Genomic DNA, 17,259 nt, shown 5'->3' with positions numbered 1-17,259 from the left:
TAATTCCTAGTTTAGTTGATTTGAAATTCCTATTTCAAATTCTTTTATTTTTTTAGATTTGTCTTATTACATCAATTACACTGCCATCGCGATATTCAACAACAGCTACTATTCTTTTATTTGATTTTTCATACTCGCAAACTCCGCAAATATCATTTGCAATACTAGCTAAGTCTTTTATATCAAGGATTTTTAACCTTGAGTTCTTTAGAGTTTTTGCTAAAGTTTTGTCATTTAGTGCGATTCCGTATTCACAAACAAGTGCGTTAATGCTTTCGCCTGGAGTTGTAATTGAGTTTATTTTTTCTTTTACGATAGCTTTTCTAGTTCTAATTAAATTAGTAGTAATTATTGCTAGTTTTGCACCTGCAGCAGCGTCGCTATGGCCACCACTTCCACCCATAATCATCCCGTTTGAGCTTGTCATTACATTAGTATTAAATCTAGTATCAACTTCAGTAGCTCCTAAAACAACGCAATCAAGTCTATTTACGATAGGAGAACTTGTGTGAATATTTGCATATAAACTTGAGCTAACTTCGTAATGATTAGGATTAGTTTGTAATGATTTTAAAGCTTCTAAATCAAATCCTTGAACATCAAAAATATTACTAAAATAACCTTCATTATATAAATTAACTAAATAAGCAGTTATTCCACCCATAATAAATGAGCCTTTAATATTCTTTTCTTTCATAATTTCTTTTACAAAATGAGCGCTTGCAAGGCTTATTCCACCAGCTCCTGTTTGAAACGAAAAGCCATCTTTTAAAAGTCCGCTTTCATCTATTAAATTAGCTGTTGTTTTAGCAATTTTTAGTTGAATTGGATCTTTTGTAATATCTGTTGTGCCTGATTTAATACCATTTGGATCGCCTATTTCATCAACCATTAAAACATAATCAATTTTATCTTGAGTAATGCTAGGATTACTTAGCGGATAAGGATAAATTGTATCACTTACTGCAACGCTAACCTTAGCGCAATCAGCATCAGGCATAGCATAACCGATTGAGCCAAAGGCATTTTTACCCATTGTTCCATTTATATTTCCTGCGTTATCGGTTGCACTTGCCGCAATGAATGCTACATCAATTTCTAAATCTCCTGCATAAATTGCTCTAGCACGACCACCATGGGTTCTAAAAATAGCAACTTTTTTAAACAAGCCATTAGAAATTGCATTTGCAACTTTTCCTGTGCAATAGTTTGTATCTATTTGAGTAATTATTCCTTTTTTTGCATATTCCACTATAAAATCATGAGTTGGAAATATAGCACTAATTGCTAATTTTAAGTCTTTTATACCTAATTCTTCGCAAGCTTTTAGAATAATTCCTACAACCTTATCTCCATTTCTTAGATGATGATGAAATGATATTGTATCTCCACTTTTTAAGCCTGTTTTTTTGATTAATTCTTTTACATTTGTATAGACTTTATTATCATTTGGAGTTGATAATTTTATTTGCTTTTTTACTAATCTTTCTTTAGGCTTTAAATTAAATGCTCCGCTAAAAGGAATAACTTCTCCATAATCTTTTATGTAATCAATATTCATAAAATCTCCTTTAATATCTTTTTAGCACGATTTACAATAGGTGCATCGATCATTTTGCCATTTAGCGAAATAACTCCACTTTTTTTACTTTCAGCTTCTTTAATAGCATCTAATACTTGATTAGCCCAAATTATTTCTTTTTGGCTAGGCTTAAAACAATTATGAATAATATCAATATGCCTTGGGCTAATTACTAATTTACCATCAAAGCCTAGATTTTTAATATAAGTTGTATCAGCTATTAATCCAGCTTCATTATTTGTATCAGTGTAAGGCGTATCTATTGCATCAATTTTTGCAGCCTTACATACATTTAATAAGTAATTTCTAGCATAATCAATCTCAACTCCGCTCTCGCTTCTTCTTGCACCAATTTCGCTTGTATAATCTTCTGCTCCAAAGCAAAGCGCACTAACTCCATCTAAAAACGCTAATTCTTTAGCATTTAATAAACCAAGCGGGGTTTCTATTAAAAGTAAAATTTCAATTTCCGAATTTAAATTCCTTGTGTATTTTATAAGTTCTTTAATCTCTTTTACATTTTCTGCTTTTGGAATTAAAATGCTATTAATTTTAGTTTTTGATAGTGCTAAAATATCATTTTTTGCATTCTCTAAATTAATTCTAACGATTTTTTCGCATTCATAATTTAGCATATTTAAAGCATTGCAAACTAGATTTAAAGCACTATCTTTTTGCATAGGACTTACTGCGTCTTCTAAGTCAAATATAATAGCGTCAGCTCCAAATAATCCTGCATTTTGAATATTACCTGCATTATTTCCTGGAATAAATAATAATGTTCTTCTCATTTTCCTAGCCTTTCTATTGCAGTTTTTAGCCTTGCTAAGATACAAAAATCTAAAGCACCTTTATCATTAATCTCAATAAAAACCTTTGAAATAGAATGCTCTTTGCAATAATTTTTAATTAGGTTTTTAATATGATTTGCATAAGGATTTTCTTCTTCATTTATAAAAATGAGTTCAAATTTATTATGCTTTTTTATACTTATTAGGCAATCATTTGATTCAATAGTTCCAACGCTAATCATCTTAAACTCCAAATTGTGCAAATAAAAATGTAGCAGCTATAACCGTGCAAGCTCCACCAATTCTAGTTGAAATCTGTGCAAATGGCATAAGTTCCATTCTATTGCATGAGCCTAGAATTGCAACATCTCCTGTGCCACCAAGCCCTGAGTGGCAAACCATAACGCAAGAGCATTCAATCTCAAACATATTTAAAAATCTTGCACATAAATATCCTGTAAGAGCCATTGTAGTAACAACGCTAAAGCAAATTACAATAAAAGCAATATTAATTGCAGCGATTACATCTTTCCAAGGTGTCCAAATAACTCCAACACCTACTAAAAGAGCCCAAGTTAGGTTTTTGCTTACAAATTGATAGATAAAATTTGCACCATACTCTAAGCTTTTTGGCATTATGTTTAAAACTTTTGTAATAGCAGCCATAATAATCATAATGATTGGAGCTGGAATTGGAATTATCATATTTAATAATTTTCCTATTAAGAAATAGCATACTGCAACAAGCAAACCAGCGCCCATTAATTTAATATCAAAAGGCAAGGTATCATCATTTAATGAATTGATATTTTCTTCTTTAGTTTTTACTAAAAGTCCGTTTCCACTTAAATGTGGCTTTTTTAAAGCTAGATTTTTTAGCCATCCTGCATAAGCGATTGCAAATAAGTTTCCTAGCATTGCAGCAGGTGCAAGAAGTGCTATTATATTAGTTGAATCAGCATTTCCTAAAATCTCTGAATAAGCAGCACTTAGTGGAATAATTCCTTCACCAACACCACCGCTTAAGATAGGAATTGCTATATAAAATACTGCATGAGCTCCGCCAATGCTAGTAACTGAGCCTATTAAATAAGCAACCACAATAGCTAAAAATGTTCCTATAAATAAAGGAATAAACATTTTTAAAAATCCTGCAATTAAAATTGCTCTTTTCATACTAAGAATACTTCCAACTACTAAAACACTTATATAAAGATATAAGAAGTTAGATTGCTTAATAAAAAATGTTATAGCATCTATTGAGTTTTGATTTAGTAAGCCATAATAAACCATGCAAGATGGAACGAAAATACTTAATATCGCAGGTCCGCCGATATCTTTTAAAACAGGAACTTTCATACCTATTTCGCCAAGTAATATTCCTAAAATCATAGTAATAGCAAGTCCGCCTACCATATCCTTAGGAAGTTTGCCAAAATAGCAAGTTAAAAATACAATAAGTGCAAATACACAAAATGCGTATAAATTTACACCGCCGATTTGTTTTTCTTTCATAAAAATCTCCTTAAAATGATTTGTAATTTCATTTTAAGAACAATTTTTATTTTGTAAATTTAAGTAATTTTAATAAGTATTTAAATAATTAAAATAAGTATTAATTGATTTTATAATAAATCTGAGGTCTTCCTTTGGCTTTATATTCTAATTTTGAGCTTAGGTAATTTGTTTGTTCTAAATAATTTAAATATTTTCTAAGAGATATTTTAGAAATTCCTACTAAGTTTTCTAGCTCATTTACATTAAACCAAGTGCTAAAATTTTTTATATTTTCTTTTATTAAAGCTAGTGAGTTTTTATCAATTCCTTTTGGTAAGTCATCAATTTGTTTATAAAGAGCTTTGTCAATATTTTCTTGATTTATTTCACTTAATAATAATTCTTTTCTTAATTTATATTGATTTAGAGAGCTTTCAAGTCTATTTTGCTTAAAAGGTTTTAGAATATAATCAATTACACCTAAGTTTAAGCTTTTTTGTAAGCTTAAGCTATCGTTTCTAGCAGAAATAACAATAATATCAATCTTATTAAATTCACTTTTTATTTTTCTAATTAGCTCAATACCATCGGTATTAGGTAGAGTTAAATCAAGCAAGATTAAATCAATTTCATTATTTAATAAATAGCTTATCGCACTACTTACTTCACAAAAACTAGCCTTTAAACAAAAACCTTCAACCGATAAAAGTATGTTTTTGTTAATATCTTGAACCATTAAATCATCTTCAACTATTATTGTCTTAATCATTATTAATCCTTAAAGTTACACTAAATGAACTACCTTGTTTTAAATTACTAACACTTATTAAGCCGTCATAATTAGCTGCAATTTTAGCACATAAATAAAGCCCATATCCTCTTAATTCTCCTTTTGTAGAATAGCCCTTGGTAAATAAATTTGCTTTATCTTTTATACCACAGCCATTGTCTTTGCATTGAATTTTAAGGTAGTTTTTATTGTTTTTTATAAATATTTCTATCTTTTTATTTAATTCATTATTTAAAGCATCTATTGAATTATTTATTAGATTTGAAAGTATGCTTATAATATCGTTTTGCATATTTATATCATCAAGATTACTAAGTGATGATTTTTTATTAAGAATTACATTTATTTTAAGCTCTTGCAAGAATGCAAATTTACTTTCAAAAAAGGCTAATATTACTTTATCTTTTATGTTGTATGTAAGTCTATTTAAATTATCTTGATTTTTGTTTATTAGCTCATCGCAAAAATTCTTTGCTTCATTAAATTTATTATTTTCTATTAAAGCGTTTATTATATGTAATTTGTTTGAAAACTCATGATGATTTGCTCTTAGTGCATCTACATATTTTTTAGTATCTAATAATTCACTAGCTAATTTTTTAACCTCTCTTAAATCTTTAAAAGACGCAACTACACCTGCAAAGTTGTTGTCTATAAAGAATGGAATTCTAGTCGTTAGAATAGTTATATCATTTAGTTTTTGCTCTTGATTGATTTCAGCTTTTTTAGTACTTAAGACTTCATTCATGTTTGAATGCGGAATTATATTAGCGTTTTTACCTATTAAATCATCATCTACTAAGGCTAGTTTAAAAATCTCTTTTGCTTTATCGTTTATTAGAGTTATTGTGTTTTTGTCATCAACGGCTATTATGCCATCGTTTAAGGTTTTTAAAATTGCGTTTTGTCTTGCTAAAAGATTTGCGATTTGCTTTGGCTCTAAACCAAATAAAACATTTTTGATATTTTTATTTAATAATTTTGCTGAGAATAAAATTATAATTATTAGTGCAATTACTAAGGCGATATTATATTTATTTTCTTCAAAGATAATTTGATTTAGATAATCAACAAAAACACCAACGATTACAGCACCTACAACTTTTTCATCTTTTATTATAGGGCTAAAGCTTCTAATTGAACGCTTTAATGAGCCTTTTGCTATTGATATATAGCTTTCTGCTTTACTAATTGCTCTATTAGCATCTCCACCTTCAACTAAAGTTCCTAAAAGATTTTTATTAGGATGAGTTAATCTTTTATAAGAGCTATTAATGATTACTATAAAATCTAGGTTTAAGTCTTTGCTTAGTTTATTTATATTTTCGTTTAGATTAGCATCGTTTAAATCTATATTATTTGCTAAGGTTTTAGAAATAGCTTCTATTTTATGACTTATTTCATTTTCAATTAATTTTTTGCTTTGAAAAAATAAAAATGTAGAAGTAATGCTTAAAACTATAAAAGAAATTAAAAAAAATGTTAAAGTAATTTTTGTAAATAGTTTCATCTATAATCCTAAATAAGATTTTTGATAAAGTATATAAAAAAGGATTTAATTTGGATTTATTTAATTTAGTTTTAGAGCAAAAAGAAAAAAGATATAAAGAAAGATTAGCTTACGAAAATGAATTTAAAAGCCCTGTTATATGCTTTAGTTTAAACATTCCTTATTTATATAAAGTAAAAAATATTGATGAAGTTAAGGCTTTATTTTTATATGGCATTAACGAATTAATTAAGAATTTAAACCCTATTAATTATAAAGTTTATTTAGATGATTTATTTTGTTTGTTTGCAATTAGCGATGATGCTTATATATTAAAAGAGCATTGTATTAAGCTTGAAAATAAGCATAGTTTTTCAAGATTATTTGATTTTGATGTATATTTTAAAAATGAAGTTATTAAGGCTAGAGCAAGTGGTAGAAAGTGCTTTTTGTGTGATGAATTAGCTATAGTTTGTCAAAGAAATAATACTCATACAAAAGATGAAATTTATCAAAAAATTGATGATTTGTTTGATGATTTTTATGTTTATAAAGCATTAAATTATCCTTGCAAGAATGAATTTTCAAGCAAAGCATTAAGAGCATTGCTCTATGAAGTAAGTCTTGCTCCTAAGCTAGGACTTGTTGAAATTCCGAATTCAAATTCTCACAGCGATATGAACTTTTTAAGCTTTATTGATAGTGCTAGTGAGCTTAAGTGGTATTTTGATTCTTTTTATACACTTGCAATGCTATCTAAAAGAAATGAGTTTAAAAGGTTAAAAAGATTAGGGCAACTTGCAGAAAATGCAATGTTTAAAGCCACTAATAATGTAAATACTCATAAAGGTGCTTTGTTTTTATTTGCGATTATGATTTATGTATGTGCAAAAAATGAAAATGATTTAAATCCTATAAATATTTCTAAAACTACTAAGCAAATATGCGAAAATTTATGCAAAAACGAGCTAAATAAAAACCTAAATAGCATAGGTGGAAAATGTTTTCATCTTTATGGGATAAAAGGTATTAGAGATGAGGTTGAACAAGGCTTTTTAAATACATTTAAAGCTTATGAATTTTTTAATAAACAAAGTGATTTTAAAGAGCTTAGAACTCTTTTTTATATTAGTTCAATCATTGATGATACAAGTTTGCTTAAAAGATGTGAATATGATTTAGAAAAATATAAAAGAGTTAAAAATACTTGCAAAAAATTAAGCACAAAAAAAAGTAAAAATTATATAAACTTAATCAAAAAACTTAATTATATTTATGTTAAAAATAATTTAAGTTTTGGTGGAAGTGCTGATGTTTTATCATTAGTGTTTTTTCTTGATTTTATATATAAAATAAATTCTAAATAATTGCTTAAATATAAGTTAATTTTTGATTTTTTTGTATAAAAACAATAAATATTATTTACATATTAAAATTTTTTAATTAAAGTTATTGTTTTAATCTAATTTAAAATACAAGGAAGAATTAAATGAAAAAAACTTTAATCACATCTATTATTGCGGCTAGTTGTCTGCATGCTGCTGAATATAATATTTTCATTTCTAGTTTTAAAAAAAGCGATTATGATAGCTTAAATAAAATTAAAGCTAAAATTGAAAAAGTTGTAGAAAACAGCAAATATGCTAACGAGCTTGTAGTAAAAGCAAGAGCAAGCGACCCACAAAGTCCAAATAATAGCAAATACCACACAGTAGTTGTTGAAACTGCTGATATGTCAAAAGCAAGAGTTACAGAAATTAGAAATTATTTAAGAGCTAATTCTATTTATAAAGACGCTTATTTTACAACTAGAAAGCCAAATGAACCAAAATTCTCTAAAGATACAAGCAATGATGAATTATTTGCTAATACTACAAAAGAAGAAGTTGTAGAAGTAAAAAGCTCATCAGTATCAAATGCATTAGATAGCTTAGACGCTGAAAATGAAAATAGTTTAGATATTCCAGCATTTAATAAAGTAGAAAACGCAAATTCAATTACTATAAATAAAATGATTGCAAGTGTGTTAGAAACTAATCCACAAATTAATTCTTATAAACAAGAATACTTAAAATCATTAAAAGATTTAGATATTGCTAGTGCTGAGTATTATCCAATGCTTAATTTATATGCAAATGGTGGATATGTTAATAAAAAGCAAAAAGTTAATGTAAAACCTGAAGAAAAAGGAACAGGAACAACTCACGATGCTTCTATTGTTTTAACAGAAAATTTATTCAATGGTGGCAAAGATATGAATGGCAAAGCAGAGCAAAATCATATTACAAACTCAACTGCATATAAAGTAATTCAAAACTCAAATGAAATCGTTTATGATAGCTCAAAAGCTTATTTAGATATGATTAAAACAAAATTATTATTAGAAATCGCACAAAAGAATGTTAAAGCTCATGAAGATATTTATGCTTTAATTAAGGATAGAACAAGCTCAGGTTTTGCAAGAGCTAGTGAAGAAAGACAAGCAGGAAGCCGTTTAGCACTTGCTAAAAATAATCTTTTATCAGCAGAAAACGATTATAAAGACGCACATTCAAGATTTACAAGATTATTTGGTAAGAATGTAGATATTAATACTCTTGTAATGCCAGAATTTACTTATGCACTTCCAAACTCACTTGAGAGCTTAGATGAAATCAGTAAGAAATGTAATCCAAGTATTAGAATTCAAGCAGAAAACATCAATGCTCTTGAATACAATACAAAAGTAAAAAAAGGAAATTATTTACCTAAACTAGATCTTGAATTAAGAGCTGATTATGCAAAAGATAAGGTATTTAAAGATTTAAAACAAGATACAAAAGATACTTCAGCAGGTGCTTATTTAAGATTTTCATACAATCTATTTAACAAAGGTCAAGATAAATTAAATGTAGAAAAAAGTAAATTAAGTGCATTAGCTGGTCAAATGGATTATAATTCAACTTTAAGAGAATTACACGAAAGCAATGCTTACGCATTTAACTCATATCAAATTAGTAAAGATAAATTAAATTATTTAAATGATTATGTAGATTATGCAAAATCAACACTTTTAACCTATGAAGATGAATTTAAAATCGGAAAAAGAGATTTAATCAATGTTCTTGATGCTCAAAGCGAATACTTTAGTGCTGCAAAAGAATTAATAAGCACAAAGAGCAATATATTATTAACTCAATACAAAATGCTTAATAATATGGGCGTAATTTCTGAAGGTTTTGTTGATGGTTATGCTAGACAATACATTAACAAAGCTTGCGCAATTTCTGATATTAAATAATTTGAATGGGTAAGAATTTTTTTAAAAGAGTGATTTTATTCACTCTTTTTATAAGTATTACTTTATTTAGCTCTTCTTTTATAAAATCACAAACTTATACAAGAATGCAAAAGGCTTATGGAGATTTAGCCGTTGCAAGACTTGAAAAGCTAGATAAGTTAATGCAAGATATAAAAAATACCGATGAAGCAAATAAATTAGTAAAAGTTAATGAATTTTTTAACAACCCTAATATTATTAAATGGCAAGATGACATGATTACTTGGGGTAAGACTGATTATTGGGCTAATAGGTTTGAGTCATTAGGAAAAGGCTTTGGAGATTGTGAAGATTTCGTAATTGCAAAATATCTTACTTTATTAGATTTAGGTGTAAGCGAAGAAAAGTTATTTTTTACATATGTTTATGCAAATCTAAATGGTAAGTGGATTTCTCATATGGTTTTAGCATATTATGATAAGCCTGATGATATTCCGTTTATTTTAGATAGTAATACAAATTCAATTAAAAGGGCAAATAAAAGAGTTGATTTAAAGCCTGTGTTATCGTTTAATGCTAAGGACTTATTTTTGGCACAACAAGCATCAAGCGGTAAGCTATCGGCTAAATCTTCAAAATACACAAAAGATTGGTCAAATTATTTGGATAATTTGAAAAAGGGTGATTTATGACTTTATTTAAGCAAATTTTATTAGGTTCTATAATTTTTATTTTAGTTATCATTGCTATTGTTGGTGTTAAAAATTATCAAACAACAAGCGATTTTATAAATGAGCAATTAAGTGCAAATGCAAAGCACACAGCAACTTCTTTAGGTCTTGCAATAGCAACCCAAGAAGAGATTAATAAAGACAGCGTTGAGCTTATGATTAATAGTATTTTTGATAGTGGATATTATCAAGAGATAAAATTCGTAGATGCTAAAGATAATGTTGTATATGAAAAAAATCAAGAAAAAGTATTTTTTGGAGTTAGTGATTTATTTGTAAAACTTGTAAATATCAATACTCCTATTGAAAGTTTTGAGATTAGACAATGGAGCAAAATAGGAACTTTATATGTGCAAATTAGCCCAGCTTTTGCATACGAACAACTTTATAATACTTTAAAAGGGCTTTTTGTTAATTTGCTTATTATTTGCGTTGTTTCAATGATTTTGATTTATTTTTCATTAAAAGCAATCTTAGCACCATTAAATAAAGTAAGAAAACAAGCCGAAGCAATACTTGAGCATGAGTTTATTATCCAACACAAATTACCTTTTACACAAGAAGTTAGAAAAATGGTAATGGCGATGAACTCAATGGTAGGAAAAGTAAAAGATATTTTTGAAAAAGAGAGCGAAACGCTAGATAAATACAATGATTTATTGTATAAAGATGAAAGAACTAAGCTATTTAATAGAAGATATTTTATAAATAAATTTGAATCTATTAAGAGTAGAGAAGAATATTCAAATGGATATTGCTTTTTATTAAGCATTAAAGAAACTTATAATCTTAAAAAGATTTTAGGATTTAATAAATCTATTGAGTTTTTAGAAAAATTATCAGATATTTTAAGACAAAATGATAGAGCTTACGATGGCGAATGTGTGTTTGCTATAAATGAAAATGATTTTATTATATTAGGTGAAAATTCTTTAGCTTTTGAAGAAAATTGTAAGCTCATCCTTGAAAAAATTAAAGAATTATTTAAAGAATTTAACATTCAAGATAATAGCTTTATAATAAGCAGTGCTTTAACTTCTTATGAAGGCAAAAAGTTAAATGAGGTTTTATCAGAGCTTGACTTATTGCTTATCAAAGATAAAACAAATTATTCATTAAATAAGGCCAATAATACTGATAATATTATCTTAGGTAAAGAGCAATTTAAAGCCTTTATTTATAATGCTATGAATAACAATGATTTTTGTTTTGCTTCTCAAGAAGTTTTAGATAATGATAATAATGTATATCACAAAGAATTATATTTAAGATTAAAATACAAAAACGAATTAAAAAATGCTTCTTATTTTATGCCTATTGTAAATGAGCTTAATTTATCAAAAGAGCTAGATATTTATGTATTAAGCAAGGCTTTAGGCGAAGAATTTGAAACAGGAATTTCAATTAACGTTTCAAATGATTTAATTAAAGAAGAAAATTATTCTAAATTAGAAAAAATCTTTAAAGCTAAGAAAAATAATAAAGTTTTCTTAGAGCTTGCAATGAGTAAAGATTTAAATATTAGAGATTTAATCGCATTTTCAAGATTTTGTAAGATTTATGATATTACATTAGGGCTTGATCACTTTACTTTAAATAAAGAAAACTTAAGTATTTTAAATGAGCTAAATATTGCTTATATTAAAGTTCAGGCTAGAACATTACTAGATTTATTAGAAGATGTGAATGCTAGTGGAGCGAAGAATGCTTTAGAAATTATTCTTAATTCAAAAGGAGTAAAAATTATTGCAATAGGTATAGAAAATGAAGAAACTTATAAAAAAATTAAGGAGTTAAATATTAACTTAGTTCAAGGAAATTACACAAGTAAGGTTAAGGAAGAAAAATGATTAACGCAAAAACAGATGAATTATTAGATTGTCTAGTAATTCTTACAAAACTATACAATAACCCTTATAGTGCTGAAGCACTTACAGCAGGTTTGCCATATGATACTAATTTAGGCGGTATAGAATTATTTTCAAAAAATAGTAAAAAATCTTTATTTAGTAGAGCAGCAAAAAGAGCAGGCTTTGCAAGTACTTTAGTAAAAAAAGAGCTAAAAGACATACCACAATTAGTTTTGCCTTGCATTCTAGTGCTTAAAAATCAAAGAGCTTGTATTTTACAAAGCTTTCAAGATGATGATAAATTAAGCATAATTTTCCCAGAATTTGAAGGGGCTGCTACTTTAGTAAGTAGAAAAGAAATTGAAGAAGAATATTTAGGATATGCTTTTTATTTAAAGAAAGAATTCGTAATAAAAAACGAAATAAATAATCTTAAAAACAATCCTAACGAGCATTGGTTTTGGGATACTCTTAAAAAGTCAAAATCAATTTATATTGATGTTTTATTAGCATCACTAATTATAAATATTTTTGTTTTAGCAGGTCCGCTTTTTACAATGAATGTTTATGATAGAGTTGTTCCAAATAATGCTATCGAGACACTTTGGGTTCTAGCATTAGGTGTATTTGTAGTATATGTTATAGATATGATTATTAAGCTTGTTCGTGCTTATTTTTTAGAAACAGCATCTAAAAAAAGCGATATTATTATGAGTTCTTTAATTTACGAAAGAGTGCTAGATATTAAGCTTAGTGCAAGACCTGCAAGCGTAGGTTCTTTTGCGCAAAACTTAAAAGAATTTGATACCTTAAAAAGCTTTTTTGCAAATGCTAGCATAGCTGCTATTGTGGATTTACCATTTTGTATAATCTTTTTAGCTACTATTTATTTTCTAGCGGGGCATTTAGTTATTGTTCCTATTGTTGTTATGATTTTAATTTTAATTTATACCTTTAGTATTAGAAAGCCACTTCAAAACTCAATTGAAAGCACATATCAAGCAAGTGCATTTAAAAATGGAGTTTTAATAGAGAGCTTAAACACATTAGAAACTATAAAAACCTTAGGTGCTGCATCATCAAGCCAATGGATTTACGAAGAAGCAACAGGCGAAATAGCAAATAAAAGTATAAAACATAAAATTTTATCAAGTTCTATTCCCATGGTTACAGGCTTTTTGGTTCAATTTAACACAATAGCAATAGTTGTAATGGGTGTTTATATGATTAAAGATATGGAGCTTAGTATGGGTGGACTAATTGCAAGTGTAATTTTAAGCTCTCGTGCAATTTCTCCTATGGGACAGGTTGCTTCGCTTATATCAAATTATGAGCAGACTAAAACAGCTTATAAAAGTCTTGATGATATTATGCATATGCCAGTAGAGCGTGAAAATGGCAAGAAATTTGTAAGAAGAAATAATTTCTTAGGAGCAATTGAGTTTAAAAATGTTTCATTTTCTTATCCAGAAGCTAAAAAGCAATCTCTAAACGATATTAGCTTTAAGATTAATGCAGGAGAAAAAGTAGCAATCATAGGAAAAAATGGTAGTGGAAAAACAACCATTGAAAAGCTAATCATGGGACTTTATGAACCTAGTAAGGGAAGTATTCATGTAGATGGTATTGATATAGAGCAAATTGACCCTGTGGATTTAAGAGAGCATATAGGCTATGTTTCTCAAGATATTATGCTATTTAAAGGCACTTTAAGAGATAATATTGTTTATAAAGCACCTTATGCAAGTGATGAAGAGATTATTAAGGCTGCTAATATTTCTTGTGTTAGTGAGTTTGTAAATGCTCATCCGCTTGGATTTGATATGCCTGTTTATGAGCGTGGAGAAGGTATTAGTGGAGGGCAAAGACAAGCAATTGCGATAGCAAGAGCATTTATTACAAATACTCCTATTATGTTACTAGATGAGCCTACAAATCAAATAGATACTCAAACAGAAGCAAAAGTTATAAGTAATTTAAAAGAAGCTTGCAAAGATAAGACTTTAATAGTAATTACCCATAAGCAATCATTATTAAGCCTTGTTGATAGAATTATTGTAATTGATAATTCTAAAGTGATTTTAGATGGTAGCAAAGAAGAAGTGTTAGCAAAATTAGGAGCTAGTAGATGAAAAACTATACTAAAGATGATTTAGATTATATGAATAGCTTATCTCAAGCAGTATTATCAAAAAGTTCTCAAAAAACAAAAACAATGCTTTATATAATTATTGCTTGTGTAATAGGTCTTATTGCTTGGATGAGTGTTGCAGAAGTTGATGAGATTACTAGAGGGCAAGGAAAGGTTGTTCCTAGTGGGCAAAATCAAATAGTGCAAAACCTAGAAGGTGGTATAGTTCAAGAGCTATTAGTAAGAGAAGGTGATGTAGTTAAAAAAGGACAAATTTTACTTAAGATTGACAATAAAAGCTTTGAGAGTTCTTTAGGTGAGAGTGAAGTAAAAATTAGCGAATTATTAGCTAAAAAAATTAGGCTTTACGCTCAAGCAAATGATAAAGAATTTGATTCAGGAATTTTAGATGAAGATGAGCTTAAAAAAATCTTCCCACTTACTTTAAAAAACGAGCATAGTTTGTATGATACAAATATGGAGCAACTAAAAGAAAAAATCTCACAAAAGCAAAGCGAGATTAAGGAATTAAAATCAAAAATAAATCATTTAAATACAAGCTATAATTTAGTCTCAAAGCAAAATAACCTTACTTATAATCTTTATAAAAAAGGTAGCGTAAGTGAAGTTGAATATCTTCAAATAAGCAGACAATTAAACGATATTAGAGGAGAGCTTTCTCAAGCTAGATTATCATTACCAAAGCTTGAAGCCGCATTAAATGAAATAAAGCTTAATTTTACAAATGATTCTAAAAAAGAATTAAACGAAACAAACGCAGAAATCGCAAGAATTAATAAAAGCCAAATAGGTCTTGATGATAGAGTTGATAGAACCTTAGTAAAAAGCCCAGTAAATGGAATTGTATCAAAGCTAAACATTCACACTGTTTCAGGGGTAATTAAACCAGGTGAAAATATCGCAGAAATTGTTCCACTTGATGATAAATTAATTGCAGAAGTTAAGGTTAAACCTGCTGATGTGGCATTCTTAAGAGAAGGTTTAAGAGCGATTATAAAAGTTAGTGCTTATGATTTTAGTATTTATGGCGGACTTGAAGGTAAGGTTATGCAAATTAGTGCAGATACAGAGACAAATGATAAGGGCGAGAGCTTTTATTTAGTTAGGGTAGTAACTGATAAAAACCACTTAGGAACAGATGAAAAACCTTTAAATATTAAAGTAGGTATGATAGTAAATGCTGATATTGTTACGGGTAAAAAGACAATATTAGATTATTTATTAAAACCGATTTTTAAAACAAAACAAAATGCTTTAAGGGAAAGATAATGCAAGTAATAATTAACTTAGAAGATAAAGAAATAAGAACATATTTAGAAGATATTTTAAGTGACTTTAGGATTTATTCTACAAGTTACTTAGAAGTAATAGCTGTAAAATATAAAGATGCAGTTGTTATAAGTGATAATGTAGATAATATTAAGGCTTTATCAGAGCAAGGTATTAAATGTCTTGCAATTTCAAAGAACCCTAATTTTATGGAAGCACAATATTTCTTAAATGCTAATGCAAAAGGATATGCAAACGCAAGAATGCAAAAAATCCACTTTAGAGATGCAATTAATTGTATTAATAATGGTGGGGTTTGGATTTTGCCTGATATTATTGATAATATGGTTAAACTAATTAATCAAAGCTATAAAAATGATGATAGTAATTTATTTGATATATTAAATGATAGAGAAAAGATTGTTGCTAATTACATAAAAGATGGTTTATCAAATCTTCAAATAGCAGAGATTTTACAACTTAGCGAAAGAACAATAAAAACAATAACTTCAAGTATATATCAAAAACTAGGCGTAAAAAATAGAATTCAATTTATTATGGCTGTTAAAAATATTGAATAATTCTCACTTTTTGTGGGAATTATTCACAAAATACTTATTTTTTCTGATTTTATTAATAATTATTATTATTTATTAAATAATTTTATCTACACTCTTCGGTTTTAAATAACATTTAGGAAATAATGAAAGAATTTTAGTTTTATTATTAAAAATAATGTAATAGTTTTTTATTATATTGTTTTATTTGTAAAGTATTTTGATTTTAAAATATTTTATGTTTAATAATAATTTTTACTAAACTTTAACTTTTGTTAAATTGGGGGGGGGTATAATCAATAATAAAATTCAATTTGTAAGGACAAGAAATGAAATTATCGCAAAAAATTTCTATTTATTTAGCAGTTGTGCTTGTAATAGCATCAGTTATCTTAACTACTTATGAAATTAATCGTGTTAAAGGTATTATTAATAAAAACTACGATGAATTAAATGGTAATGATATAAGTGTGAAAAGTTTATACATAAACACTTATATAGAAACAAAATTAAATAACATAAAAAAGATAGCAAATAAATTTGAAAAAGCAAAAAACTTAAGCCCTGAATTTATAAAAGAAATAATAGAAGATGATAATAAAATACTAGATTTTCAAGGACTTTTCATAGGTCTTACAAATGGTGATGTTTATAAGGCTGAACCAGATTTAAGCTTTAGATTAATTCCTAATTTTGACGGAAGAACTAGAGCATGGTTTAAAGAAGCTAACGAAATAAGAAAGGCAAGTTTATCATCAATTTATAAAGATGTTTCAAGTGGCAAACAAGCTACAACTATTTTTGCTCCAGTATTTATAAATAATGAAATTGCAGCTGTTGTTGGTGGAAATATTTTAGTTGATGATTTTAGCGATGAAATTACTAGAACAAATTCTTTGAAAAATTCTAGCACAATTATTCTTGATAAAAACGATGAAATTATTTCAAGTTCTAATAAAGATGATTTAGGTAACCCTGAGTGGAAAAAAGAATTCGTTACAAAACTACATGATTTTTACAAAAGCAACAAAAGTGGTAATTTTGTTTTCAGTAAAAACAATGAAGATTTCTTAGCTTATTGTGTTGTTGATAATTTAACAGGTTATGATATTTGTGCGGTTATGCCAAAGGCAAATATAGATGAGACAATTCACAAGAGTGTTCTTAATTCTATTTTTGAATTTAGTTTATTTATTTTAGTTGTTATAGGTGTTTTATATTTCTTAATAAAAAGCTCATTAAAGCCTATTGAAATTATTCAAAAATCTTTAATTGAAGTTTTTGCATTTATT

At 27.4% G+C, this 17,259-nt stretch carries 14 protein-coding genes; 8 read left to right on the top strand and 6 right to left on the bottom strand.

The annotated features are described in order from the left end of the window. Positions 1-52 precede the first annotated feature (52 nt). From citF to AVANS14531_RS07380, 6 genes are all read right to left on the bottom strand, one after another. The gene (citF, locus tag AVANS14531_RS07405) at positions 53-1,561 is read right to left on the bottom strand and encodes a citrate lyase subunit alpha (protein ID WP_336611900.1); all 1,509 of its coding nucleotides are present in this window, start codon (positions 1,559-1,561) and stop codon (positions 53-55) included. After that, positions 1,558-2,373 (bottom strand): HpcH/HpaI aldolase/citrate lyase family protein, encoded by an 816-nt coding sequence (locus AVANS14531_RS07400; protein ID WP_239818466.1) that lies wholly within the window; start codon positions 2,371-2,373, stop codon positions 1,558-1,560. Before AVANS14531_RS07400 ends, citF begins: the two co-directional genes overlap by 4 nt. Next, positions 2,370-2,615 (bottom strand): hypothetical protein, encoded by a 246-nt coding sequence (locus AVANS14531_RS07395; protein WP_336611899.1) that lies wholly within the window; start codon positions 2,613-2,615, stop codon positions 2,370-2,372. Before AVANS14531_RS07395 ends, AVANS14531_RS07400 begins: the two co-directional genes overlap by 4 nt. Position 2,616: 1 nt before the next feature. Continuing rightward, a complete protein-coding gene (locus tag AVANS14531_RS07390) occupies positions 2,617-3,888 on the bottom strand; it encodes a 2-hydroxycarboxylate transporter family protein (RefSeq protein WP_336611898.1) in 1,272 nt (423 codons plus the stop codon). A gap of 100 nt (positions 3,889-3,988) precedes the next feature. Continuing rightward, positions 3,989-4,639 (bottom strand): response regulator, encoded by a 651-nt coding sequence (locus AVANS14531_RS07385; protein ID WP_336611897.1) that lies wholly within the window; start codon positions 4,637-4,639, stop codon positions 3,989-3,991. Beyond that, positions 4,632-6,170 (bottom strand): sensor histidine kinase, encoded by a 1,539-nt coding sequence (locus tag AVANS14531_RS07380; protein ID WP_336611896.1) that lies wholly within the window; start codon positions 6,168-6,170, stop codon positions 4,632-4,634. The genes AVANS14531_RS07385 and AVANS14531_RS07380 overlap by 8 nt, the downstream gene beginning before the upstream one ends. Positions 6,171-6,220: 50 nt before the next feature. On the opposite strand from AVANS14531_RS07380, the gene AVANS14531_RS07375 reads away from it, so the two are divergent. From AVANS14531_RS07375 to AVANS14531_RS07340, 8 genes are all read left to right on the top strand, one after another. Continuing rightward, the gene (locus AVANS14531_RS07375; protein ID WP_336611895.1) at positions 6,221-7,516 is read left to right on the top strand and encodes a triphosphoribosyl-dephospho-CoA synthase; all 1,296 of its coding nucleotides are present in this window, start codon (positions 6,221-6,223) and stop codon (positions 7,514-7,516) included. 122 nt (positions 7,517-7,638) lie between these two features. Next, positions 7,639-9,429: a TolC family protein gene (locus AVANS14531_RS07370; protein ID WP_336611894.1), complete on the top strand. Its 1,791-nt coding sequence runs from the start codon at positions 7,639-7,641 to the stop codon at positions 9,427-9,429. A 5-nt stretch (positions 9,430-9,434) separates the two neighbouring features. Continuing rightward, positions 9,435-10,100 carry a transglutaminase-like cysteine peptidase gene (locus tag AVANS14531_RS07365; protein ID WP_336611893.1) on the top strand — a complete coding sequence of 222 codons (666 nt, stop codon included), beginning with the start codon at positions 9,435-9,437 and terminating at the stop codon, positions 10,098-10,100. After that, complete coding sequence (locus tag AVANS14531_RS07360; protein WP_336611892.1) at positions 10,097-11,989, top strand: bifunctional diguanylate cyclase/phosphodiesterase; 1,893 nt, start codon at positions 10,097-10,099, stop codon at positions 11,987-11,989. Before AVANS14531_RS07365 ends, AVANS14531_RS07360 begins: the two co-directional genes overlap by 4 nt. Further along, entirely contained in the window at positions 11,986-14,121 is a 2,136-nt protein-coding gene (locus tag AVANS14531_RS07355) for a type I secretion system permease/ATPase (protein ID WP_336611891.1), read from the top strand. Before AVANS14531_RS07360 ends, AVANS14531_RS07355 begins: the two co-directional genes overlap by 4 nt. Beyond that, the gene (locus tag AVANS14531_RS07350) at positions 14,118-15,410 is read left to right on the top strand and encodes an HlyD family type I secretion periplasmic adaptor subunit (RefSeq protein ID WP_239818476.1); all 1,293 of its coding nucleotides are present in this window, start codon (positions 14,118-14,120) and stop codon (positions 15,408-15,410) included. The genes AVANS14531_RS07355 and AVANS14531_RS07350 overlap by 4 nt, the downstream gene beginning before the upstream one ends. Then, positions 15,410-15,991 carry a response regulator transcription factor gene (locus AVANS14531_RS07345; protein ID WP_336611890.1) on the top strand — a complete coding sequence of 194 codons (582 nt, stop codon included), beginning with the start codon at positions 15,410-15,412 and terminating at the stop codon, positions 15,989-15,991. The genes AVANS14531_RS07350 and AVANS14531_RS07345 overlap by 1 nt, the downstream gene beginning before the upstream one ends. Before the next feature lie 305 nt (positions 15,992-16,296). Beyond that, on the top strand, positions 16,297-17,259 hold a 963-nt coding region (locus AVANS14531_RS07340; RefSeq protein WP_336611889.1), incomplete at its 3' end, for a PDC sensor domain-containing protein.

Source organism: Campylobacter sp. Cr9 (assembly GCF_020138295.1).
Lineage (GTDB): Bacteria > Campylobacterota > Campylobacteria > Campylobacterales > Campylobacteraceae > Campylobacter_E.
Note: the sequence above shows the minus strand (reverse complement) of the source record. Positions and strands in the feature narration are given on the sequence as shown.